Here is a 21,054-nt window from a genome sequence, read left to right as displayed (position 1 = left end):
GTCCGCACCGCGCGTTCATCGGTCACCGCCTTCGGGGCCCGGATCGACGCCGGGACCGAGGAGACCTCGGGTGCCGTGATCGTACGGGGGTGCGCGCACAGCACCGGTGGAAACACTGTCGCCCGTCGGGTGAGCGGCGGCGGCAGGACGGGGGAGCTGCACGGGATCGGCCGCCGGGGGAACACGGCCGACTCCGCCGGCACCTTGACGCTGCGGGGGATCCTCCCCGTCCGCGTCGAGGGCAAGGACGCCCTGGGGGGGAACCGGGGCGTCGGGGGAACCGGCCTGCGGAAGGCCGACTCGGGGGAGTCGGCCGGCCGCGAGGCCGCCGGTGCGACGCTGTTGCGGCTGAGCCCCGCGGCGGCGCCCGCCACCGAGACGCAGCGGACCGGGGCGCAGGGGGAGCGTCCCGCCGCCGATGACCACGTCACGGAGTTCACCGCGTACGTCCGCGAGCGCCGCGCCTCGCTGTACGCCACCGCCTACCACCTCACCGGTGACCGCTACGAGGCCGAGGACCTGCTGCAGAGCGCGCTCTTCAGCACCTACCGGGCCTGGGGCCGGATCACCGACAAGGCCGCGGTCGGGGGCTACCTCCGCCGCACCATGACCAACCTGCACATCTCCGCCTGGCGGCGCCGCAAGGTCAACGAGTACCCGACCGAGGAGCTGCCGGAGACGGTCGGCGACACCGACGCGATGGGCGGCACCGAGCTGCGCACCGTGCTCTGGCAGGCGCTGGCCAAGCTCCCGGAGAACCAGCGCACCATGCTGGTGCTGCGCTACTACGAGGGCAAGACCGACCCGGAGATCGCCGACGTGCTCGGCATCAGCGTCGGCACGGTCAAGAGCAGCATCTGGCGCGCGCTGCGCCGGCTGCGCGACGACGAGCAGCTGAACACCTCGGGCGACACCCTGCGGGCGTTCGGCGAGCTGGTCGCGTAGCACCATCGAGACGTTCCGGTCCGCCGTGGGGGTGGGACCGGACAGGGCTCCCGTCGGGGGACGGGTAGCAGGACGGACGCGGTACGGGTGGCGCCGGCTCGGGGGAGCGGCGGCACCGGAGGGGAGCCGTGACCGTCCGGGGAAGGCGGCGGGCCCGGTGCGGGGGAGACGCACCGGGCCCGCCGTTCCGCGTTCCCGGGGGCACGCGGGAGGTCCTCAGACGGCGGACAGCGCCCCGGCGGCGGCCGCCGCGCGGATCCGCCGCCCGGCCTCCGGCCCGCTGCACGGGTGCGCGCCCAGCGCGACCTGCCGGCCGACGATGCCCCGCTCGGCCCGCATCAGCCGCCAGCCGCGGCGCAGCAGCACCGGGAGTGACTTGCGGCCCTCGCGGACGTCCCGGCGCAGCCGCCACCAGGCGGTCGTCAGCGCGCCGTTGCGCAGGCACAGGGCGTCGCCGAGCAGCTCCTCGGCGGCGCAGTCGGTGGTGATCTCGGCGGCGAAGATGCCCTCGGCGACGAACGCGCCGGCCCCGCCGAGCTCCAGCACCCGGGTGGAGACCCGGCCGTTGTCCGGGATCGAGTACACCGGCACCTCGGCCCGGCCGGTGGTGCACAGGGCGCGGATGGCCGCGACGGCCTGCTCGCGGTGCCAGGACAGCGGGGAGTCCCAGTCCACCGAGCCGTCGGGCAGCAGCGGCAGGCTCGGGTCGTCGCCGTCCTTGTAGAAGTCGTCGAGCTGGAGCACCGGCAGGCCGCTGCGCTCGGCGAGCGAGGACTTCCCCGATCCGGAGGGTCCGGCGAGCAGGACCACCCGGGCGCGGGCTATCGGCACAGAGTTAAGCGGGGAGTCACTCACGGGACACCAGTCTGACGCATCGGGGCCCGATGCCGAAACCGGTCGGATCAGCCGTCCTTCGTCACCCGCGGGTCGGTCAGCGCGGCGTGCAGCAGCGGCAGGTGGCGGCTGTCGACCTGGAGGTGCACGGGGTGCTCGGCGCCCGGTGGCCGGTAGGCGGTGGCGGCCCAGTCCTGGTCGTACCAGGTGTCCGGTTCGGGGTCGTGGAAGGTGCCGCCGGCGGCCAGCACGACCCGGGCGCCGCCGCGGGCGGTGAAGACGGCGGACGGCGCGCCGGGGGCGATCCGCAGCCGGCCGCCGACGTAGTCGCCGCGCGGGCCGGGGCCGGCGGTGCGCGCCGAGCAGGGGATGCGCACCGGCCGCCCGGCGGCCAGCCGGCGCCGGGTGCGGGCCACCCGCGCGGTGCGCCAGAACCCGTCCGCGAACAGTGCCATCAGCTCGGCGGCCAGCTCTCCCATGAGCGTCGTCCCCCCTCGGTGCGCGTGCCGGCCCAGTCTGGCCGGGCGGTGCGGGGCGGCGGGAGCGTCGAAAGTCGGGCGGTGCGGCGACGAAAGTCGACGGACCCGCGCCAGGGGGGGAGAGGCGCGGGTCCGTCCTGTGACCGTCCGGGCCCTGGGGGGGAGAGGGCACGGGGGACGGCCAGTCTGTGGAGTTGTGTCACCGACTCGCGGTTACGGAGTGTAGCCGCTGCGGGGACCGGGTGGTCAGATACCCATCGGGTGCCAAACCGTCTTGGTCTCCAGGAACGAGAGTAGCCGGTCCGTTCCGGGAGTATTCGTCCAGTCCTGGGCGAACGGGTCCAGGTCCGGGCGGATCACCCTCTTCAGGGTATCCGCGGCCAGCGCTTCCAGCGCGCCCGCCGCGCCGGGACCGTCGGCGGCGATCGCGCCGGTGAGGTCCAGGGCGTTGACGTCCTGGTGGGAGGCCAGGGTCGGCGCGATGTCGGCGGTCCGGCCGGACAGCAGGTTGACCACGCCGCCCGGGACGTCCGAGGTGGCCAGCACCTCGCCCAGGGACAGCGCGGGCAGCGGGGCGTCGGCCGCGGCCGCCACCACCACGGTGTTGCCGGTGGCGATCGCCGGGGCGATCACCGACACCAGGCCGAGCAGCGAGTGCCCGTACCCGGCCTGCGGGGCGACGATCCCGACCACGCCGGTCGGCTCCGGGGTGGAGAGGTTGAAGTACGGGCCGGCGACCGGGTTGGCGCCGCCCGCGATCTGGGCCACCTTGTCGGTCCAGCCGGCGTACCAGACCCAGCGGTCGATCGCGGCGTCCACCAGGGCGGCGGCCTTCTTCGGGCCGATGCCCTCGGAGAGCGCCACCTCGGCGGCGAACTGCTCGCGCCGGCCCTGCAGCATCTCGGCGACCCGGTACAGCACCTGGCCGCGGTTGTACGCGGTGGTGCCGGCCCAGCCCTTGACCGCCGCGCGGGCGGCCACGACCGCGTCTCGGGCGTCCTTGCGGGTCCCGAGCGGGGCGTTGGCCAGCCACTCGCCCTTCGCGTCCGTCACCTCGTACACCCGCCCGCTCTCGGAGCGCGGGAACTTCCCGCCGACGTACAGCTTGTAGGTCTTGAGGACATCAAGACGGCTCACGACATCAGACATCGAGGTAGGCCTCCAGACCGTGCCGGCCACCCTCGCGGCCGTAGCCCGACTCCTTGTAGCCGCCGAACGGCGAGGTCGGGTCGAACTTGTTGAAGGTGTTGGCCCAGACCACGCCGGCCTTGAGCCGGTTCGCGGTCCAGAGGATGCGCGAGCCCTTCTCCGTCCAGATGCCGGCGGAGAGGCCGTAGGGGGTGTTGTTGGCCTTCTCGACCGCCTCGGCGGGGGTGCGGAAGGTCAGCACCGACAGCACCGGGCCGAAGATCTCCTCCTGGGCGATCCGGTGGGCCTGGCTGACGCCGGTGAAGACGGTCGGCCGGAACCAGAAGCCGCTGCCCGGCAGCTCGCAGGCGGGCGACCAGCGCTCGGCGCCCTCGGCCTCGCCGGCCTCGGTCAGCGCGGTGATCCGGGCCAGCTGCTCGGCGGAGTTGATCGCGCCGATGTCGGTGTTCTTGTCCAGCGGGTCGCCGACCCGCAGGGTGCCCATCCGGCGCTTGAGCGCCTCCAGCAGCTCGTCCTGGACCGACTCCTGGACCAGCAGGCGCGAACCCGCGCAGCAGACGTGGCCCTGGTTGAAGAAGATGCCGTTGACGATGCCCTCGACGGCCTGGTCGATCGGCGCGTCGTCGAAGACGATGTTGGCGGCCTTGCCGCCCAGCTCCAGCGACAGCTTCTTGCGGGTGCCGGCCACCTGCTTGGCGATCGCCCGGCCGACCGGGGTGGAGCCGGTGAAGGCGACCTTGTTGACGTCCGGGTGCGCGGTGAGCGCGGCGCCGGTGCGGCCGTCGCCGGTGACGATGTTGACGACGCCCTTCGGCAGACCGGCCTGGCGGCAGATCTCGGCGAAGCGCAGCGCGGTCAGCGGGGTGGTCTCGGCCGGCTTCAGCACGACCGTGTTGCCGGTGGCCAGCGCCGGGGCGATCTTCCACGCCAGCATCAGCAGCGGGAAGTTCCACGGGATGACCTGGCCGGCCACGCCCAGCGGCTTCGGGTTCGGGCCGAAGCCGGCGTGGTCCAGCTTGTCGGCCCAGCCCGCGTAGTAGAAGAAGTGCGCGGCGACCAGCGGCAGGTCGACGTCGCGGGTCTCGCGGATCGGCTTGCCGTTGTCGATCGACTCCAGCACGGCCAGCTCGCGGCTGCGCTCCTGGATGATCCGGGCGATCCGGAACAGGTACTTGGCGCGCTCGCTGCCGGGCAGCGCCGACCAGTCGGCGAAGGCCTTGCGGGCGGCGGCGACGGCGCGGTCGACGTCCTCCTCGGTGCCCTGGGCGAACTCGGCGAGCACCTGCTCGGTGGCCGGGTTGACCGTCTTCAGCGCCTCGCTGCCGGAGGAGTCGACGAACTCGCCGCCGATGAAGTGGCCGTAGGAGGCGGCGATGTCGCCGGCCGCGGCGGGCGACTCGGGCGCCGGGGCGTACGCGAAGAGGCCGCCCGCCGGCTTCTGGGCCGCGGGCTCCTCGGTGTTCTTCTTCTTGGCCATGGTGATCAGTCCACCGTCACGTAGTCGGGGCCGGAGTACCGTCCGGTGGTCAGCTTCTGGCGCTGCATCAGCAGGTCGTTGAGCAGGCTGGAGGCGCCGAAGCGGAACCAGTGCGGGCTCAGCCAGTCGTCGCCGAGGGTCTCGTTGACCATCACCAGGTACTTCATGGCGTCCTTGGTGGTGCGGATCCCGCCGGCGGGCTTCACGCCGACCTGGACGCCGGTGGCCGCGCGGAAGTCGCGGACCGCCTCCAGCATCAGCAGGGTGACCGGCGGCGTCGCGTTGACGGCGACCTTGCCGGTGGAGGTCTTGATGAAGTCGGCGCCGGCCAGCATCGCCAGCCAGGAGACCCGGCGCACGTTGTCGTACGTCTGCAGCTCGCCGGTCTCGAAGATCACCTTGAGGTGGGCGGAGCTGCCGTCGGGGCGGCGGCAGGCCTCCTTGACAGCGACGATCTCCTGGAAGACGTCCAGGTACCGGCCGGAGAGGAAGGCGCCCCGGTCGATGACCATGTCGATCTCGTCGGCGCCGGCGGCGACCGCGTCGGCGGTGTCGGCGAGCTTGACCGGCAGCGCGGCGCGGCCGGCCGGGAAGGCGGTGGCGACGGAGGCGACCTGGATGCCGGTGCCCTGCAGCGCGGCCTTCGCGGTGGCGACCATGTCCGGGTAGACACAGATCGCGGCGACGCGGGGGGTGGTCGGGTCGGTCGGGTCGGGGTTCCTGCCCTTGGCGCACAGACCGCGCACCTTGCCGACCGTGTCCGCGCCCTCCAGCGTGGTCAGGTCGATCATCGAGATGGCCAGGTCGATGGCGTACGCCTTGGCCGTGGTCTTGATCGAGCGGGTACCGAGCGTGGCGGCACGCGCCTCCAGGCCGACCTGGTCGACACCGGGCAGGCCGTGCAGGAAGCGGCGGAGCGAGGCCTCGGACGCCGCGACGTCCGCGAGACCGCTGCCCGCGACGCCCGGGGCGTTGGCTGCAAGAGTGGACATAGTCACCACACCAGCATATCTACGCGCGTAGTCAACCGCTAGGGCCGCAACGCATCGATGCCGGACCGAGACCTGGCGGTGTGATCGCCACCCCTGTGGATCCCGGGGGGCATGGGGCAGAATCGTCGGCATGACCGATTCCGACGGCAGGCCCCACCAGGGCCCGGCCGGCTCCGATGGCGAGCCCGTGTACGCCGACCGCGTGTACCGCTCCGTTCCCGGCGTGATCTCCGGCGTGCTGCTGCTGGCCGTGGCGGGGTGGCTGATCGGGGACGCGGCCCTGAACGGCACCGGCAAGACGCCGTGGGTGTCGCTGGCCGCCGTCCCGGTCTTCGCCCTCCCGGTGGTCGCCTACACCCTGCGCCCCGCCGTGCGCGCCAACGCGCGGCGCCTGGTGGTGCGCAACCCGCTGCGCACCATCACCGCGCCCTGGGCGTCCGTGGACGCGCTGCGCGCCGGCTACTCGGTGGAGTTGCTCGCCGACGGCCGCAAGTTCCAGGTGTGGGCGGTGCCGGTGTCGCTGCGCCAGCGCAAGCGCGCGGCCCGCGCCCAGGACCGGGCCGGCCGGCCGCAGCACGTCTCCCGGCTCGGCATGGTCTTCGGCCAGGGCTCCGCGCCGTCCGGCCCCGGGGTGCAGGGCTCGGCGGACCCCACCCGGGCCTGGTCCGACCAGGTGGTCGGCATCCTCCAGGAGATGGCCGAGCGCAACGCCTCGCACCCCGACGCCGCCGGCCCGGTCGAGGTCCGCTGGTGCTGGTGGATCATCGCCCCGACGCTGGCCGGCCTGGTCGCCCTGATCACGGTGATCGCGGTCTGAGGACGGAGCACGACGAAGGGGCCCGCCGAACCGGCGGGCCCCTTCCGCGTACCGGGACCGTCAGACGGTGATGCCGGCGGCCGCGGCCAGGTCGCGCTTGACCGCCGCGAGCAGCTCGGCGGCCCGGGCGCGGGCGGCGGCGAGGTCGGCGGCGGAGGCGACCGGGAGGACGACCTCCAGGTAGCACTTGAGCTTGGGCTCGGTGCCGGACGGGCGGACCACGATGCGGGCCGAGCGGACGGCGTCGCCGGCCAGGTGGTAGCGCAGGCCGTCGGTGGGCGGCAGGTCGGCGGAGCCGGCGGTGAGGTCGTCGGCGCGGGTCACGGTGAGGCCGGCCAGCGCGGTGGGCGGCTGCTCGCGCAGGGTGCGCATGGCGTCGGCGATGAGCGAGAGGTCCTCGACGCGCACCGAGAGCTGGTCGGTGGCGTGCAGGCCGTGCTCCAGCGCCAGGTCGTCGAGCAGGTCGCCCAGGGTGCGGCCGGAGCGCTTGAGGGTGGCGGCGAGCTCGGCGACCAGCAGGGCGGCGGTGATGCCGTCCTTGTCGCGCACGCCCTGCGGGTCGACGCAGTAGCCGAGCGCCTCCTCGTAGCCGTAGCGCAGGCCGTCGGCGCGGGAGATCCACTTGAAGCCGGTGAGGGTCTCGGCGTAGCCGAGCCCGGCGGCCTCGGCGATCCGGCCGAGCAGGGTGGAGGAGACGATCGTGGTGGCGAAGGTGCCGACGGCCTTCTTGGCGACCAGCGCGGCGCCCAGCAGCGCGCCGACCTCGTCGCCGCGCAGCATCCGCCAGTCGTGCGCGCCCTGCCCGCCGCCCGCGGCGTCGCCGTTGACCGGGACGGCCACCGCGCAGCGGTCGGCGTCGGGGTCGTTGGCGATGACGATGTCCGGGCCGGCCGAGGCCGCGGTGCGGAAGGCGAGGTCCATCGCCCCCGGCTCCTCCGGGTTGGGGAAGGAGACGGTCGGGAAGTCCGGGTCCGGCTCGGCCTGCTCGGCGACCACGGTGGGCGCGGGGAAGCCGGCCCGGTCCAGGGCGGCCAGGAAGGTGTCGCGGCCGACGCCGTGCATCGGGGTGTAGACGACGGAGAGGTCGCGCGCGCTGTGCGGGTCGACGATGGAGGCGGCGCGGTCCAGGTACGCCTCGACCACCGACTCGTCCACGGTCTCCCAGCCGCTCGCGGCGAGCGGGACCTCGTGGAGCGAGCCGATCGCGTCGATCCGGGCGGCGATGCCCGCGTCGGCCGGCGGCACGATCTGCGAGCCGTCGCCCAGGTAGACCTTGTAGCCGTTGTCCTGCGGCGGGTTGTGGCTGGCGGTCACGGTGACGCCGGCGGCCGCGCCCAGGTGGCGGACGGCGAAGGCGAGCACCGGGGTGGGCAGCGGGCGCGGGAACAGCGCGGCGCGCAGGCCGGCGCCGACCACCACGGCGGCGGTGTCGCGGGCGAAGTCGTAGGACTTGTGGCGGGCGTCGTAGCCGATGACCACGAGGTCGCCGAGGCCCTGCTGCCTGACGTAGGAGACCAGGCCGGCGGCGGCCCGGATCACCACGGCGCGGTTCATCCGCATCGGTCCGGCGCCGAGCTCGCCGCGCAGGCCGGCGGTGCCGAACTGGAGGCGGCCGGAGAAGCGGTCGGCCAGGTCGGCCCAGGCGAGCTTGGCCGTCGCGTCGGCCTCGGGGTCCTCGGCGGCGGCGAGCAGCGCGGCGAGCTCCTCACGGGTCTGCGGGTCCGGGTCCTCGGCGAGCCAGGTGCGGGCCCGGGCGAGGAGGTCGGTGGTGGTTGCCTGCGTCATGGCTGCAGCTCCATCGGGAAGTGCGTCGGTGGTCGGCCGGGGAGGGTGCCCCGGCCCGGGCCCGGTGGGACGGGCCGGGGGAGACGGGCGTGAGGGGACGGGCGCGGAGGGGCGGCCGCGGCCGGGCGCGGTGCCCGGCCGGGACGGGACGAAACGTACGGCGCGGCGGCGGTGCGGCGGTGCCTCCGGCCCGGTGGGGCGTGTCGGGCCGGCAGACGCGGACGGGGCCCGCGGGCGGGTGTGATCACCGGATCACACCCGCCCCGGGCCCCGCCGTTCATGCCGTTCGCACCCGTGCCGGGGTCAGATCCGCTCCAGGACCTTGGCCAGCAGCGCGCCCATCCGCTCGGCGGAGGCCTTGCCGGCCTCCAGCACCTCGGCGTGGTTGAGCGGCTCGCCGGTCATGCCCGCGGCCAGGTTGGTGACCAGGGAGATGCCCAGCACCTCGGCGCCGGCCTCGCGGGCCGCGATGGCCTCCAGGGTGGTGGACATGCCGACCAGCTCGCCGCCGATCACCCGGGCCATGTTGACCTCGGCCGGGGTCTCGTAGTGCGGGCCGCGGAACTGGACGTAGACGGCCTCGTCGAGGGTCGGGTCGACCTCGCGGCACAGCTCGCGCAGCCGCTTGGAGTAGAGGTCGGTGAGGTCGACGAAGTTCGCGCCGACGATCGGCGAGTCGGCCGTCAGGTTGATGTGGTCGCTGATCAGGACCGGCTGGCCGGGGCGCCAGGTGGGGCGCAGGCCGCCGCAGCCGTTGGTCAGCACGATGATCCCGCAGCCGGCCGCGGCGGCGGTGCGCACGCCGTGGACGACGGTCGCGACGCCGTGGCCCTCGTAGTAGTGGTTGCGGCCGAGGAAGATCAGGGCGCGCTTCTCGCCGATCTTCACCGAGCGGATCGTGCCGGCGTGGCCGGCCACGGCGGGGGCGGGGAAGCCCGGCAGGTCGGTGACCGGGAACTCCGCCACGGTCTCGCCGAGGGCGTCGGCGGCCGGCACCCAGCCGGAGCCCATCACCAGGGCGACGTCGTGGCGCTCGGCACCGGTCAGCTCGCGCAGGCGCTCGGCGGCGGCCTGGGCGGCGGCGTAGGGGTCGGCGGAGACGACCGACTGAGGAGATGCGTTCACGTGTCCGAGGATAGACGGGAAACGGCTACGCGCGTAGAAAATCCTGGTACGACGTGCCGGATCGTTACCCGGATGGCCTGAACCCACAGCTCCCGGCGCCGGGCCCCGGAGCCCCGCCGCGAACCGGGGCGCGCCCGGCCGGGCCTCAGCCCCGCGCGGGGCGAACCGGCCTATCCTGTCCCGTCATGGTCCCGGATCAGGGAAGCCCCGGTCACTCTCGGCACCCGGCGGACCTCGCCGCCCGCGTCGAGGCCTACACCGCCGCCTTCGCCTTCGGCGCGTACGCCGTCCCGGACGCCGCCCGTCGCCGGGCCGTCGCCGACGGGGTCCGGGCGGCCGTCGACGGCCGCCCCGAGCGGGCCGACCGGCTGCTGGCCGGCGCCGGCTACCGGCTCACCGAGTTCACCGAGGTGGTCAGCGGCCGCCGCACCGCCGAGATCGCCGACGCCTCCGGCGCGGACCCGCGCGGCTGGGGCCGGGTCTACCTGGACCTCTCCACCCGGGCCGGCTGGTCCGCCCAGGTCCCGCACCCGGTCGCCGACAGCCGCACCGAGCTCCTCGGCGCCGAACTCTTCCAGTGGGTGCCCGGCGGCGTGCTCGTCCTCGCCGGCGCCCACCGGCGGGCCGGCGCCGACGGATCGGCGGACGTCGCCCACTGCCGGGACACCGTCTTCGCCGAGGTCGTCGAGGCCCTCACCGCGCGCGGACTGCCCGGCCTCCAACTGCACGGCTTCGGCGGGAGCAGCCTGCCCGGCGCGGACGCCGTGGTCTCCAGCGGCGCCGGGGCGGCCGGCGAGGCCGCCGAGCGCACGGCGGCGGGGCTGGAGGCGGCCGGGCTGACGGTCTGCCGGGCCTGGCGGGAGACGTGCGGGCGGCTGGCGGGCACCACCAACGTCCAGGGCCGCTTCGCCGCCGGCCTCGGCGCCACCTGGCTCCACGTCGAACTCGCCAACCCGCTGCGCACCGACCCGGTGCGGCGTGCGCGGGTGGCCGCGGCCCTGGCCGGCACGGCCGGGGCCTGGGGGCGGCCCTCCTGAGACCGGGTCTCAGCAGGGCCGGCGGCGCAGGTCCAGCACGTAGTCGTCGGGGGCGCCGGCGCTCTCCGCCGCGTCCGCGATCAGGCCCAGGTAGCGGGCCGCGGGCAGGCCGCCCTCGTAGTCGTTCAGCACGTACGTCCAGACCGGCACGTCGCCGTCCAGCGTCTGCGCCCGCAGCTTGATCTTGCGGTAGATGCCGAGCTGGACGCCCTCCCAGCGGTCCAGCCCTTCCTCGTCCATCGGCGCCACGTCGTACAGCGAGACGAAGACCTGGTCCTTCTCGTCCTCCACCACCGTGGCGAGCGAGCCCTCCCAGCCGAGGTGCTCGCCACCGAAGGTGAGCCGCCAGCCGGACAGCCACCCGGTGCCGCGCAGCGGCGAGTGCGGAGCGCGGCGGGTCATCTGCCGGGCATCGAGGTTGGTGGCATACGCGGCGTAAAGGGGCATGGGGGGAAGCCTACGTTCACCGGCCGATCCGACAGAAGCCCCGACCCCGGCGTGGCAGTGCTCCCGGCGTGCGGGACAATGGTTGACGTGACTCGGATCGTGATCATCGGTGGCGGACCCGGCGGCTACGAGGCGGCGCTCGTCGCCGCCCAGCTCGGCGCGGAGGTGACCGTCGTCGACCGCGACGGCCTGGGCGGATCGGCGGTGCTCACGGACTGCGTGCCGTCGAAGACGCTGATCGCGACGGCGGAGGTGATGACGACCTTCGACAGCTCGTACGAGGAACTCGGCATCATCGTCGCCGACGACACCCCCCACATCGACAGCCCGGCCCGGGTGGTCGGCGTGGACCTCGGCAAGGTCAACCGGCGTGTGAAGCGCCTGGCCATCGCGCAGTCCCACGACATCACCCAGTCCGTCACCCGGGCCGGCGTCACCGTGCTGCGCGGCCGCGGCCGGCTCGGCACCGGCGGGCAGGCCGTGGACGGCTCCCGCGAGGTGCTGGTGGACGCGCCCGACGGCAGCGTCCAGTCGCTGCGCGCCGACGCCGTGCTGATCGCCACCGGCGCCCACCCGCGCGAGCTGCCCGACGCCCAGCCCGACGGCGAGCGGATCCTCACCTGGACCCAGGTCTACGACCTGGAGGAGCTGCCGCGCGAGCTGATCGTGGTCGGCTCCGGCGTCACCGGCGCCGAGTTCGCCGGCGCCTACCAGGCGCTGGGCTCCAGGGTCACCCTGGTCTCCTCGCGCGACCGGGTGCTGCCGGGCGAGGACCCGGACGCCGCCGAGGTGCTGGAGGAGGTCTTCCGCCGCCGCGGCATGAACGTGATGAGCCGCTCGCGGGCCGAGAGTGCCAAGCGCATCGGGGACACGGTCGAGGTCACCCTCTCCGACGGCACCGTGATCGAGGGCACCCACTGCCTGATGGCGGTCGGCTCGATCCCCAACACCGCCGAGATGGGCCTGGAGGAGGCCGGGGTCAAGCTCAACGACTGGGGCCAGATCCAGGTCGACCGGGTCTCCCGCACCAGCGCCCCCGGCGTCTACGCGGCCGGCGACTGCACCGGCGTCTTCATGCTCGCCTCGGTGGCGGCCATGCAGGGCCGGATCGCCATGTACCACGCGCTCGGCGACGCGGTGCAGCCGCTGAACCTCAAGACCGTGGCCTCCAACGTCTTCACCGACCCCGAGATCGCCACCGTCGGCTACACCGCCGCCGACGTGGAGTGCGGCACGATGGACGCGGTCGAGGTCAAGCTCCCGCTGCGCGGCAACCCGAGGGCCAAGATGCAGGGCATCCGGGACGGCTTCGTGAAGCTGTTCTGCCGCCCCGGCACCGGCATCGTGGTCGGCGGCGTGGTCGTCGCCCCGCGCGCCAGCGAGCTCATCCACTCCATCTCGCTCGCGGTGGACGCCAATCTGACCGTCGAACAGGTGGCCAGCGCCTTCACCGTCTACCCGTCGGTCTCCGGCTCCACCGCCGAGGCCGCCCGCCAGCTCCACATCCGCAAGCGCGAATCGGGCGAATCCTGAGTCCAGGGCGCTCAGTTGGGGGCGGTCGCCGGTCGGCGACCGCCCTCCGCGCGTTCCCGGGCGTCACCCGGACGGCGGGCGCAGTCCCGGATCACCGACGGCGCGCATTGTACGGTCACGCGCCGCTCCGCCGTGAGCAATTCCCGCTACTAGCAGCAAACGCCTGAAAGCAGACGGTCACGCAGGTTACCGTCGGTTCTGTGTTTGCAGCAGAACGTCGCCAGTTGATCCTCGAAATGGTGCGCGCCAACGGAGCGGTCTCGCTCCGGGAGTTGGCCCGCGTCGTCCAGACCTCCGAAGTGACCGTGCGCCGCGACGTACGGGCCCTGGAGGCAGAAGGGCTCCTCGACCGCCGGCACGGCGGCGCGGTGCTCCCCGGCGGCTTCAGCCGCGAACCCGGCTACCCGCAGAAGACCCACCTGTCCGCCGCCGAGAAGAGCGCCATCGCCGATCTCGCCGCCGGCCTGGTGGAGGAGGGCGACGCCGTGGTGGTCGGCGCCGGCACCACCACCCAGGAACTCGCCCGGCGCCTGGCCCGGGTGCCCGGGCTGACCGTGGTGACCAACTCGCTGCTGGTCGCCCAGGCGCTCGCGCACGCCAACCGGGTCGAGGTGGTGATGACCGGCGGCACCCTGCGCGGCTCCAACTACGCCCTCGTCGGCAGCGGCGCCGAGCAGTCCCTGCACGGGTTGCGGGTCACCAAGGCCTTCATCTCGGGCAGCGGACTGACCGCCGAACGCGGTCTGTCGACCACGAACATGCTCTCCGCGAGCGTGGACCGGGCCCTGGTGCAGTCGGCCGCCGAGGTGATCATCCTCGCCGACCGCACCAAGCTCGGCGCGGACAGCATGTTCCAGACCGTCCCCACCGAGGCCATCACCCGCCTGGTCACCGACGAGCACGCCACCGCCGACGACGCCACCGCCCGCGAGCTCGACGCGCTCGCCGACTGCGGCGTGCAGATCGACCTCGCCCCGCTCGGCTCCCCGCCGTCCGGCGACGCCCCGGTGCACGGGACCGGCAGCGGCCCGGTCCACCAGACCCAGCCGGGCCCGATGGCCCGCCGCGCCGTCCCGCCGCCGCCCGGCGGCGGAGCCCCGCTGCCCGGCCAGCGCCGCCCGGGCGTGCACGGCCCCGGCGGCCCGGCCGGCCCGGGCGGTCCGCTGCCGGCCAGGCTCGCCGAACTCGGCCTCCCGCGCGGGCGCTGACCGCCCGGCCGCGCCAGGTACGACCCGCACCAGGTACGACCCGCACCAGGTACGACCCGTACCAGGTACGACCCGCACGATCCGGAACGCCCGCACCGCCGCCGAGAACGCGACCGGTCCGCACACCCGAAGGTGTACGGACCGGCGGCGGACGACGCGGGAGGCGTCAGTCCTTGATCTCGCAGAGCGCCGCGCCGCTGGAGACGCTCGCCCCGACCTCGGCCTTGAGGCCGACGATCGTGCCCGCCTTGTGCGCGTTCAGCGGCTGCTCCATCTTCATCGCCTCCAGGACGACGATCAGCTCGCCCTCCGCGACGACCTGGCCCTCCTCGACCGCGACCTTGACGATGGTGCCCTGCATCGGCGACGCCAGCGCGTCACCGCTGACCGCCGAACCGGCCTTCTTCGCACCCACCCGGCGCTTGGCCTTCGCGGCCCCCGCACCGGCCGCCGGAGCGGTCGAGACGCCCAGCGAGGACGGCAGCGAGACCTCGATCCGCTTGCCGCCGACCTCGACGACCACGGTCTCCCGGCCCTCGGCCTCCTCGCCCTCGCCGGCCGCACCGGCGAACGCGGGGATGGTGTTGTCGAACTCGGTCTCGATCCACCGGGTGAAGACCTTGAACGGCCCGTCACCGCCGTGCACCTCCGGCGCGAACGCCGGGTCGGCGACGACCGCCTGGTGGAACGGGATGGCCGTGGCCATGCCCTCGACCTTGAACTCCGCCAGCGCGCGCTTCGCCCGCTCCAGCGCCTGCTTGCGGTCGCGGCCGGACACGATCAGCTTGGCCAGCAGCGAGTCCCAGGCCGGGCCGATCACCGAACCGGTCTCCACGCCCGAGTCCAGCCGCACGCCCGGACCGGACGGCGGCGCGAACAGCGTCACCGTGCCCGGCGCCGGCAGGAAGTTGCGGCCCGGGTCCTCGCCGTTGATGCGGAACTCGAACGAGTGGCCGCGCACCTCCGGGTCGTCGTACCCGAGCTCCTCGCCGTCGGCGATCCGGAACATCTCGCGGACCAGGTCGATCCCGGTGACCTCCTCGGTGACCGGGTGCTCCACCTGCAGACGGGTGTTGACCTCCAGGAAGGAGATCGTGCCGTCCAGCGCAACCAGGAACTCGCAGGTCCCGGCGCCCTCGTAGCCGGCCTCCTTGAGGATGGCCTTCGACGCCCGGTACAGCTCGGCGTTCTGCTCCGGGGTGAGGAACGGCGCGGGCGCCTCCTCGACCAGCTTCTGGTGCCGGCGCTGCAGCGAGCAGTCACGGGTCGAGACGACCACCACGTTGCCGTGCTTGTCGGCCAGGCACTGGGTCTCGACGTGCCGCGGGTTGTCCAGGTAGCGCTCGACGAAGCACTCGCCGCGCCCGAAGGCGGCGACCGCCTCGCGCACCGCGGACTCGTACAGCTCCGGGATCTCCTCCAGCGTGCGGGCGACCTTCAGGCCGCGGCCGCCGCCGCCGAACGCCGCCTTGATGGCGACCGGCAGGCCGTGCTCCCGGGCGAACACGACGACCTCGTCGGCACCCGAGACCGGGTCCGGCGTGCCGGCCACCAGCGGGGCACCGGCGCGCTGCGCCACGTGCCGGGCGGTCACCTTGTCGCCGAGGTCGCGGATGGCCTGCGGCGGCGGGCCGATCCAGGTGAGGCCCGCGTCGATCACGGCCTGGGCGAAGTCGGCGTTCTCCGACAGGAAGCCGTAACCGGGGTGGACGGCGTCCGCACCCGAGTCGGCGGCGGCCTGGAGGACCTTGGCGATGTCCAGGTAGCTGGTGCCGGGGGTGTCGCCGCCCAGCGCGTAAGCCTCGTCGGCCGCGCGGACGTGCAGCGCATCCCGGTCCGGCTCGGCGTAGACGGCGACGCTGGCGATACCGGCGTCCGAGCAGGCACGGGCGACGCGGACGGCGATTTCCCCGCGGTTGGCGATGAGCACCTTGCGCACTGTGGCTCCCTTCTTGAACCTCGTTGAGTTTATGGATTCCTGGGCAGTACCGGCGAGTAGCCCCAGGTTGTGAACTATCCCACACGGAGGGTGATGCGCCCGGGCGGGCGGTGGGCGGCCCGACGGGAGTCCTCGCAGGTGGTGGCGGGTGCGGTCACGGCGGCCCGGCGTGCGCGCTCGGTGACGGGCGCGGCGTGGCGCGGCGGTGGGCTTGGCCACACCCGGCCGCGCCGCGAGCGGGGCTCAAGCGGTGGCGGCGGTCGCGGGGGCCGGTGCGCCCGGCGCGGGCGCGCCCGGCGGGGTCGGTCCGCGCTCCAGGGCCCGGTCGGTGACGTCGGCGACCTGCTCGACGACGTCGGGGCCGTAGGCGGCCGGGTTGACCACCTTGAGCAGCAGGGCGAAGGTGCCGTCCGTGCCGTAGCGGTGGGCCAGCCGGCGGTGGTGGGTCACCAGGTGGCGGACGCCGGCGTGGTTGGCGATGCCGGTCTGTCCGGAGATCAGGAAGACGGGGCGGCCGTCCCCGGGGGTGGCCAGCCGGGCCAGCAGGACGTACTCCCCGGCCTCCGGGTCGGCGGCGTAGGAGCGGCCGCCGACGGTGATGGTGTTGTCCAGGACGGCGTGGTCGCTGGAGATCGTCACCCCGGGCAGGCCCCAGGCCAGGTGGGCGGCCATCCGCTCGTTGGAGACGGGGCCGCCGAAGCAGAGTTCGGTCCTGGTGCCGAGGCCGCGCGGCGCGGCGTCGTGCGCCACCAGGTCGGCGTGCGCGCCGCACTCCTTCACGAGGGCGGCCAGTTCCATCAGCGCGTAGGCGTCGCGCCGGGTGACCGTCCGGTGGTGGGCGCCGGTGCCGATGCTGCGGTTGACCACGATCAGGCACTCGCTGCCGGCGGGCAGGCCGAGGAAGGCCCTGGCCCGGTCGAGCCGGCGTCTTCGGCGCAGGCTCTGGCCGAGCCAGCCGAGTGCGGCGCTGATCGCGCTGGCCACCAGGCCCAGCAGCACGTTGAGCAGACTGTCGGTCATCCGCTCGCCACCTCCCCCGTCGCTCCGGAGCGGCGATGTCGTCCGGACGCTCCACTAGCGTGCATCAAATGAGGTTATCAACAGGGTGGTTGGCGACAATTGCGCCGCTGTTTGGCGCACCGTCGACGGTCGTTGGCGGGGTGGTCAGGTGGCGGGGTGGTCAGGCCCAGAGGTCGGTGATCCGGACGTCCACCTCGGCGAGCAGCGTGCGCAGCAGCGGCAGGGAGAGGCCGATGACGTTGCCCGGGTCGCCGTCGATGCCCTCGACGAACGGCGCCGAGCGGCCGTCCAGGGTGAACGCGCCCGCCACGCGCAGCGGTTCGCCGGTGGCGATGTAGGCGGCGACCTCGGCGTCGTCCGGGGTGCCGAAGCGCACCGTGGTGGAGGCGGTGGCGGAGGACCGACGGCCGGTGGCGGTGTCGATCACGCAGTGGCCGGTGCGCAGCACGCCGGCCCGGCCGCGCATCGACTGCCAGCGGGTCAGTGCCTCGGCCTCGTCGGCGGGCTTGCCGAGGGCCAGTCCGTCCAGCTCCAGCACGGAGTCGCAGCCGACGACCAGTTCGCCGCCGGTGAGGCCGGCGGCGACGGCCGCGGCCTTGGCCTCGGCGAGGACGAGCGCGAGCTCGCCGGGGGTGGGGGCGGTGAGCGCGTTCTCGTCGACGCCGCTGACCACCACCTTCGGGTCGAGGCCCGCCTGGCGCAGCAGCCCGAGGCGGGCGGGGGAGGCGGAGGCGAGGACGAGGGTGCGGCGGTCGGTCATGCCCACCAGGGTAGAGGGAGGCCCCGGGGCGGTCGTCCAGTGATCGTCAGATCATCAGCAGGACGGCGATCAGCAGGGCGAGGGCGGCGAGCACGTACCCGGCCCGGTGCAGCTTGCGCTGCATCCGCCGGGCTTCCGGGGAGGGCTCGTCGCGGGGGTCTGACCAGAGCATCGTTCCAGGGTGCTCCGGCGGGCCGGTGGGGCGCCTGAGTATCCGTACTCAGGTTTCGGGGGTTTCGGGGCAATCCGGGCTTATGGCGGCGCGGGCCCGCGCGGAGCCCGTGCCCGCGTGCGCACAGCGGCGAGGGCCGCCCCGGGCGGGTGCCCGGGGCGGCCCTCGCCGGCCGTGGTGCGGTGCCGGGGCGGCGTCCGCCCTACCCGGCCCAGCCGGAGGTGCGCCAGGCGTTGACGCCCGGGCGCGGGGTGGCGCGCATCCGGCGCGCGCGGTCGTTCCAGGCGGAGCCCGGGCCGGCGCCGGCGCGGCGGGCGGCCTCGGCGGCGGCCTGCGCGGCGGCGGCCCGGGCCTGGACCACCGCCAGGACGGCGGCCAGCTCCTCGGGGGTCGGCTGCCCGTGCAGCACGTGGATCGGGGCCATGCTCAATCCTCTCGCGATCCTCCTGCGCGGAACCACTACAGCGGGATGTTGCCGTGCTTCTTCGGCGGCAGCACCTCGCGCTTGCCGCGCAGCGCGCGCAGCCCGCGGACGATGTGCCGGCGGGTCTCGCTCGGCGCGATCACGGCGTCCACGTAGCCGCGCTCGGCGGCCAGGTACGGGTTGAGCAGGGTGTCCTCGTAGGAGGCGATCAGCTCGGCCCGCTTCTCCTCGGCGTTCCCGGCCGCCTCGGCCTCGGCGATCTCCCGCCGGTGCAGGATGTTCACCGCGCCCTGCGCGCCCATCACGGCGATCTGCGCGGTCGGCCAGGCCAGGTTGAGGTCGGCGCCCAGGTGCTTGGAGCCCATGACGTCGTACGCGCCGCCGAAGGCCTTGCGGGTGATCACGGTGATCAGCGGCACGGTCGCCTCGGCGTAGGCGTAGATCAGCTTGGCGCCGCGGCGGATGATGCCGTCCCACTCCTGCTCGGTGCCGGGCAGGAAGCCGGGCACGTCGACGAAGGTGATCACCGGGATGTTGAAGGAGTCGCAGGTGCGGATGAACCGCGCGGCCTTCTCGCTGGCGGCGATGTCCAGGCAGCCCGCCAGGTTCATCGGCTGGTTGCCGACGACGCCGACCGGATGGCCCTCGACCCGGCCGAAGCCGGTGACGATGTTGCCCGCGTACAGCGGCTGGGTCTCCAGGAACTCGCCGTCGTCGAGGACGTGCTCGATCACCCGGTGGATGTCGTACGGCTGGTTCGCCGAGTCCGGCACCAGGGTGTCCAGTTCGAGGTCCTCGTCGGTGACGGACAGGTCCGCCTCCTCCGGGAAGGACGGCGGGTCGGAGAGGTTGTTGGAGGGCAGGTACGACAGCAGGCTCTTGACGTACTCGACCGCCTCCTTCTCGTCCGCGGCGAGGTAGTGGGCGTTGCCGGACTTGGTGTTGTGGGTGCGCGCGCCGCCCAGCTCCTCCATGCCGACGTCCTCGCCGGTGACGGTCTTGATCACGTCGGGGCCGGTGATGAACATGTGCGAGGTCCGGTCGGCCATCACGACGAAGTCGGTGATCGCGGGGGAGTAGACCGCGCCGCCCGCGCAGGGGCCCATGATCAGCGAGATCTGCGGGATCACCCCGGACGCGTGCACGTTGCGGCGGAAGATCTCGCCGTACAGGCCGAGCGAGACCACGCCCTCCTGGATCCGGGCGCCGCCGGAGTCGTTGATGCCGATGACCGGGCAGCCGGTCTTCAGCGCGAAGTCCATGACCTTGACGATCTTCTCGCCGAACACCTCGCCGAGCGAGCCGCCGAAGACGGTGAAGTCCTGGGCGAACACGGCGACCTGACGGCCGTCGACGGTGCCGTAGCCGGTCACCACGCCGTCCCCGTAGGGCCGGTTCCGCTCCTGGCCGAAGTTGGTCGAGCGGTGCCGGGCGAACTCGTCGAACTCGACGAAGGAGTCCTCGTCCAGCAGCTCCGCGACCCGCTCGCGGGCCGTCAGCTTGCCCTTGGCGTGCTGCTTCTCCACCGCCTTGGCGGAGCCGGAGTGCACCGCCTCGTCGATCCTGCGCCGGAGGTCGGCGAGCTTTCCGGCGGTGGTGTGCGGGTCGTGCGGCGCCTCGGTCATTCCGGTGGCTCTCCCTGCATCCTGGGCCGCGACCTGTTTTCGAGGGCGCGCGGGCCGGGTGGGGCCGGCGCGGACGAGGGGTGCAGGGCGGCACAACGAACTACCGTTGGGTAGCGTAGCCAGCGCGGAGGGTCCGACGTAACGCTCCACCGTTATGGCCAGCGACACAGTGTGTCGGCGCCCGTTGTGGGGGACGATGGGGCGGCCTGCGGCCACCGGGCGGCCACCCGACTTAGGGTGAGCCGCATGACCTCCGACACCCCCCGCCGCAGCGGACTGCGCGGCCTCGGCCACGCCGGGCCGTCCCCGTGGACCGACCTGGACCGCCCGCCGCTGGACGCCGCCGGGCTGCGCCGGGACCTGCTGCGCCCCGGCGGGCTCTGGACCTCGATCGACGTCGTCGAGGAGACCGGCTCCACCAACACCGATCTCGCCGCCCGCGCCCGCGAGGGCGCCCCGCAGGGCGCGGTGCTGGTCGCCGAGGCCCAGAACTCCGGACGCGGCCGGCTGGAGCGGCAGTGGAGCGCCCCCGCGCGCTCCGGCCTCTTCCTCTCCGTCCTGCTCCGCCCGGACGGGGTGCCCGTCGAACGGTACGGCTGGCTGCCGATCCTGGTCGGCGTCGCCGCCGCGAGCACGCTGAGCCGGGTCGCCGAGGTCGAGGTCGGCCTGAAGTGGCCCAACGACCTCCAGGTGGAGGTCGACGGCGCGGAGCGCAAGCTCGGCGGGATCCTCACCGAGCTGGGCGGCGGGGCGGTGGTCGCCGGACTCGGCCTCAACGTCTCGCTGCGGGCCGCCGAACTGCCCGTGCCCACCGCCGCCTCGCTCGCCCTGGCCGGCGCCGCCGTCACCGACCGGTCCACCCTGCTGCGCGCCCTGCTGCGCGAGTTCGCCGAGCTGTACGGGGAGTGGACGGCCGCCGCCGGGGACCCGCACACCAGCGGCCTGCTGCGCGCCTACGCGGCCCGCTGCACCACGCTGGGCCGCCAGGTGAAGGTGCTGCTGCCCGGCGACCGCGAGCTGCGCGGCGAGGCCGTCGCGGTGGACGGGGACGGCCGACTGGTGGTCCGCACCCCGGACGGCGCCCGGCAGGCGGTCGGCGCGGGCGACGTCGTCCACGTGCGCCCGGAGCCGCGCGTCGCGAGGTAGCCACCCCCGCGCGCCCGGCGGGCGCCGGTGCCGTGCGCCGGACGGGCGCCCCGTGCGTCCCCTTACCTCCCCTTGACCCGGGCGGATGCCCCGGATCGCGTGATTCCGTGCGAACATTCCACCTGGCAGCAGTGTGAGGC

The 21,054-nt window shown here is 74.1% G+C and carries 20 protein-coding genes; 6 read left to right on the top strand and 14 right to left on the bottom strand.

The genetic code is table 11. The annotated features are described in order from the left end of the window. Window positions 1–42: 42 nt before the first annotated feature. On the top strand, window positions 43–945 hold the full coding sequence (locus ACFC0B_RS35070; protein WP_376095577.1) for a SigE family RNA polymerase sigma factor: 903 nt from the start codon (window positions 43–45) through the stop codon (window positions 943–945). Between the two features lie 216 nt (window positions 946–1,161). Here the strand turns inward: ACFC0B_RS35070 and ACFC0B_RS35065 are convergent, their stop codons facing one another. From ACFC0B_RS35065 to deoC, 5 genes are all read right to left on the bottom strand, one after another. Beyond that, window positions 1,162–1,776, bottom strand: coding sequence for a uridine kinase (locus ACFC0B_RS35065; RefSeq protein ID WP_376095461.1), 615 nt, complete (start codon window positions 1,774–1,776; stop codon window positions 1,162–1,164). 71 nt (window positions 1,777–1,847) lie between these two features. Continuing rightward, window positions 1,848–2,258, bottom strand: coding sequence for a hypothetical protein (locus ACFC0B_RS35060; protein WP_376095459.1), 411 nt, complete (start codon window positions 2,256–2,258; stop codon window positions 1,848–1,850). A 246-nt stretch (window positions 2,259–2,504) separates the two neighbouring features. After that, entirely contained in the window at window positions 2,505–3,407 is a 903-nt protein-coding gene (locus ACFC0B_RS35055) for an aldehyde dehydrogenase family protein (protein ID WP_376095456.1), read from the bottom strand. Beyond that, entirely contained in the window at window positions 3,400–4,884 is a 1,485-nt protein-coding gene (locus ACFC0B_RS35050) for an aldehyde dehydrogenase family protein (protein ID WP_376095453.1), read from the bottom strand. Before ACFC0B_RS35050 ends, ACFC0B_RS35055 begins: the two co-directional genes overlap by 8 nt. Window positions 4,885–4,889: 5 nt before the next feature. Beyond that, window positions 4,890–5,876 (bottom strand): deoxyribose-phosphate aldolase, encoded by a 987-nt coding sequence (deoC, locus tag ACFC0B_RS35045; protein WP_376095450.1) that lies wholly within the window; start codon window positions 5,874–5,876, stop codon window positions 4,890–4,892. Window positions 5,877–6,006: 130 nt separating this feature from the next. Between deoC and ACFC0B_RS35040 the strand changes: the two genes are divergently transcribed. Then, the gene (locus tag ACFC0B_RS35040; RefSeq protein ID WP_376095447.1) at window positions 6,007–6,693 is read left to right on the top strand and encodes a PH domain-containing protein; all 687 of its coding nucleotides are present in this window, start codon (window positions 6,007–6,009) and stop codon (window positions 6,691–6,693) included. A 60-nt stretch (window positions 6,694–6,753) separates the two neighbouring features. Here the strand turns inward: ACFC0B_RS35040 and ACFC0B_RS35035 are convergent, their stop codons facing one another. Further along, entirely contained in the window at window positions 6,754–8,478 is a 1,725-nt protein-coding gene (locus tag ACFC0B_RS35035) for a phospho-sugar mutase (protein WP_376095444.1), read from the bottom strand. Window positions 8,479–8,781: 303 nt separating this feature from the next. Next, window positions 8,782–9,603: a purine-nucleoside phosphorylase gene (locus ACFC0B_RS35030; RefSeq protein ID WP_376095441.1), complete on the bottom strand. Its 822-nt coding sequence runs from the start codon at window positions 9,601–9,603 to the stop codon at window positions 8,782–8,784. Window positions 9,604–9,788: 185 nt separating this feature from the next. Here ACFC0B_RS35030 and ACFC0B_RS35025 point away from each other — a divergent pair, with 185 nt between their 5' ends. Further along, window positions 9,789–10,640 (top strand): hypothetical protein, encoded by an 852-nt coding sequence (locus ACFC0B_RS35025; RefSeq protein ID WP_376095438.1) that lies wholly within the window; start codon window positions 9,789–9,791, stop codon window positions 10,638–10,640. 9 nt (window positions 10,641–10,649) lie between these two features. Here the strand turns inward: ACFC0B_RS35025 and ACFC0B_RS35020 are convergent, their stop codons facing one another. After that, window positions 10,650–11,087: a gamma-glutamylcyclotransferase gene (locus ACFC0B_RS35020; RefSeq protein WP_344331090.1), complete on the bottom strand. Its 438-nt coding sequence runs from the start codon at window positions 11,085–11,087 to the stop codon at window positions 10,650–10,652. A 78-nt stretch (window positions 11,088–11,165) separates the two neighbouring features. Here ACFC0B_RS35020 and ACFC0B_RS35015 point away from each other — a divergent pair, with 78 nt between their 5' ends. Both ACFC0B_RS35015 and ACFC0B_RS35010 read left to right on the top strand, forming a co-directional pair. Then, the gene (locus ACFC0B_RS35015; protein ID WP_376095433.1) at window positions 11,166–12,620 is read left to right on the top strand and encodes an NAD(P)H-quinone dehydrogenase; all 1,455 of its coding nucleotides are present in this window, start codon (window positions 11,166–11,168) and stop codon (window positions 12,618–12,620) included. 236 nt (window positions 12,621–12,856) lie between these two features. Continuing rightward, window positions 12,857–13,828: a DeoR/GlpR family DNA-binding transcription regulator gene (locus ACFC0B_RS35010; RefSeq protein WP_376095575.1), complete on the top strand. Its 972-nt coding sequence runs from the start codon at window positions 12,857–12,859 to the stop codon at window positions 13,826–13,828. 166 nt (window positions 13,829–13,994) lie between these two features. On the opposite strand, the gene ACFC0B_RS35005 is transcribed toward ACFC0B_RS35010, so the two are convergent. From ACFC0B_RS35005 to ACFC0B_RS34980, 6 genes are all read right to left on the bottom strand, one after another. Further along, window positions 13,995–15,767, bottom strand: a complete 1,773-nt coding sequence (locus ACFC0B_RS35005) for an acetyl/propionyl/methylcrotonyl-CoA carboxylase subunit alpha (RefSeq protein WP_376095430.1) — start codon at window positions 15,765–15,767, stop codon at window positions 13,995–13,997. Window positions 15,768–16,010: 243 nt separating this feature from the next. Beyond that, the gene (locus ACFC0B_RS35000; protein WP_376095427.1) at window positions 16,011–16,787 is read right to left on the bottom strand and encodes a hypothetical protein; all 777 of its coding nucleotides are present in this window, start codon (window positions 16,785–16,787) and stop codon (window positions 16,011–16,013) included. A gap of 160 nt (window positions 16,788–16,947) precedes the next feature. After that, the gene (locus ACFC0B_RS34995) at window positions 16,948–17,547 is read right to left on the bottom strand and encodes a nucleoside triphosphate pyrophosphatase (RefSeq protein ID WP_376095424.1); all 600 of its coding nucleotides are present in this window, start codon (window positions 17,545–17,547) and stop codon (window positions 16,948–16,950) included. A 46-nt stretch (window positions 17,548–17,593) separates the two neighbouring features. Then, window positions 17,594–17,719 (bottom strand): morphogenic membrane protein MmpB, encoded by a 126-nt coding sequence (gene mmpB / locus ACFC0B_RS34990; protein ID WP_376095421.1) that lies wholly within the window; start codon window positions 17,717–17,719, stop codon window positions 17,594–17,596. Window positions 17,720–17,921: 202 nt separating this feature from the next. Next, the gene (locus ACFC0B_RS34985; protein ID WP_376095418.1) at window positions 17,922–18,143 is read right to left on the bottom strand and encodes an acyl-CoA carboxylase epsilon subunit; all 222 of its coding nucleotides are present in this window, start codon (window positions 18,141–18,143) and stop codon (window positions 17,922–17,924) included. Window positions 18,144–18,178: 35 nt separating this feature from the next. Continuing rightward, entirely contained in the window at window positions 18,179–19,768 is a 1,590-nt protein-coding gene (locus tag ACFC0B_RS34980; RefSeq protein WP_376095415.1) for an acyl-CoA carboxylase subunit beta, read from the bottom strand. Between the two features lie 246 nt (window positions 19,769–20,014). Here ACFC0B_RS34980 and ACFC0B_RS34975 point away from each other — a divergent pair, with 246 nt between their 5' ends. Beyond that, on the top strand, window positions 20,015–20,914 hold the full coding sequence (locus ACFC0B_RS34975) for a biotin--[acetyl-CoA-carboxylase] ligase (protein WP_376095412.1): 900 nt from the start codon (window positions 20,015–20,017) through the stop codon (window positions 20,912–20,914). Window positions 20,915–21,054: the final 140 nt, after the last annotated feature.

The sequence above is a fragment of the Kitasatospora sp. NPDC056184 genome (assembly GCF_042268405.1).
In the GTDB taxonomy this organism is placed as follows: Bacteria; Actinomycetota; Actinomycetes; order Streptomycetales; family Streptomycetaceae; genus Kitasatospora.
The sequence above is the reverse complement of the archived record's forward strand: the minus strand, read 5'-3'. Positions and strand labels throughout refer to the sequence as shown.

What these genes read in the sequence shown, in the direction of transcription:
- ACFC0B_RS35060 (WP_376095459.1), bottom strand. Translation starts at nt 2,258, where the DNA reads ATGGGAGAGCTGGCCGCCGAGCTGATGGCACTGTTCGCGGACGGGTTC.
- ACFC0B_RS35055 (WP_376095456.1), bottom strand. Translation starts at nt 3,407, where the DNA reads ATGTCTGATGTCGTGAGCCGTCTTGATGTCCTCAAGACCTACAAGCTG.
- ACFC0B_RS35050 (WP_376095453.1), bottom strand. Translation starts at nt 4,884, where the DNA reads ATGGCCAAGAAGAAGAACACCGAGGAGCCCGCGGCCCAGAAGCCGGCG.
- deoC (WP_376095450.1), bottom strand. Translation starts at nt 5,876, where the DNA reads ATGTCCACTCTTGCAGCCAACGCCCCGGGCGTCGCGGGCAGCGGTCTC.
- ACFC0B_RS35040 (WP_376095447.1), top strand. Translation starts at nt 6,007, where the DNA reads ATGACCGATTCCGACGGCAGGCCCCACCAGGGCCCGGCCGGCTCCGAT.
- ACFC0B_RS35035 (WP_376095444.1), bottom strand. Translation starts at nt 8,478, where the DNA reads ATGACGCAGGCAACCACCACCGACCTCCTCGCCCGGGCCCGCACCTGG.
- ACFC0B_RS35025 (WP_376095438.1), top strand. Translation starts at nt 9,789, where the DNA reads ATGGTCCCGGATCAGGGAAGCCCCGGTCACTCTCGGCACCCGGCGGAC.
- ACFC0B_RS35020 (WP_344331090.1), bottom strand. Translation starts at nt 11,087, where the DNA reads ATGCCCCTTTACGCCGCGTATGCCACCAACCTCGATGCCCGGCAGATG.
- ACFC0B_RS35015 (WP_376095433.1), top strand. Translation starts at nt 11,166, where the DNA reads ATGGTTGACGTGACTCGGATCGTGATCATCGGTGGCGGACCCGGCGGC.
- ACFC0B_RS35010 (WP_376095575.1), top strand. Translation starts at nt 12,857, where the DNA reads ATGGTGCGCGCCAACGGAGCGGTCTCGCTCCGGGAGTTGGCCCGCGTC.
- ACFC0B_RS35000 (WP_376095427.1), bottom strand. Translation starts at nt 16,787, where the DNA reads ATGACCGACAGTCTGCTCAACGTGCTGCTGGGCCTGGTGGCCAGCGCG.
- ACFC0B_RS34995 (WP_376095424.1), bottom strand. Translation starts at nt 17,547, where the DNA reads ATGACCGACCGCCGCACCCTCGTCCTCGCCTCCGCCTCCCCCGCCCGC.
- mmpB (WP_376095421.1), bottom strand. Translation starts at nt 17,719, where the DNA reads ATGCTCTGGTCAGACCCCCGCGACGAGCCCTCCCCGGAAGCCCGGCGG.
- ACFC0B_RS34985 (WP_376095418.1), bottom strand. Translation starts at nt 18,143, where the DNA reads ATGGCCCCGATCCACGTGCTGCACGGGCAGCCGACCCCCGAGGAGCTG.
- ACFC0B_RS34980 (WP_376095415.1), bottom strand. Translation starts at nt 19,768, where the DNA reads ATGACCGAGGCGCCGCACGACCCGCACACCACCGCCGGAAAGCTCGCC.
- ACFC0B_RS34975 (WP_376095412.1), top strand. Translation starts at nt 20,015, where the DNA reads ATGACCTCCGACACCCCCCGCCGCAGCGGACTGCGCGGCCTCGGCCAC.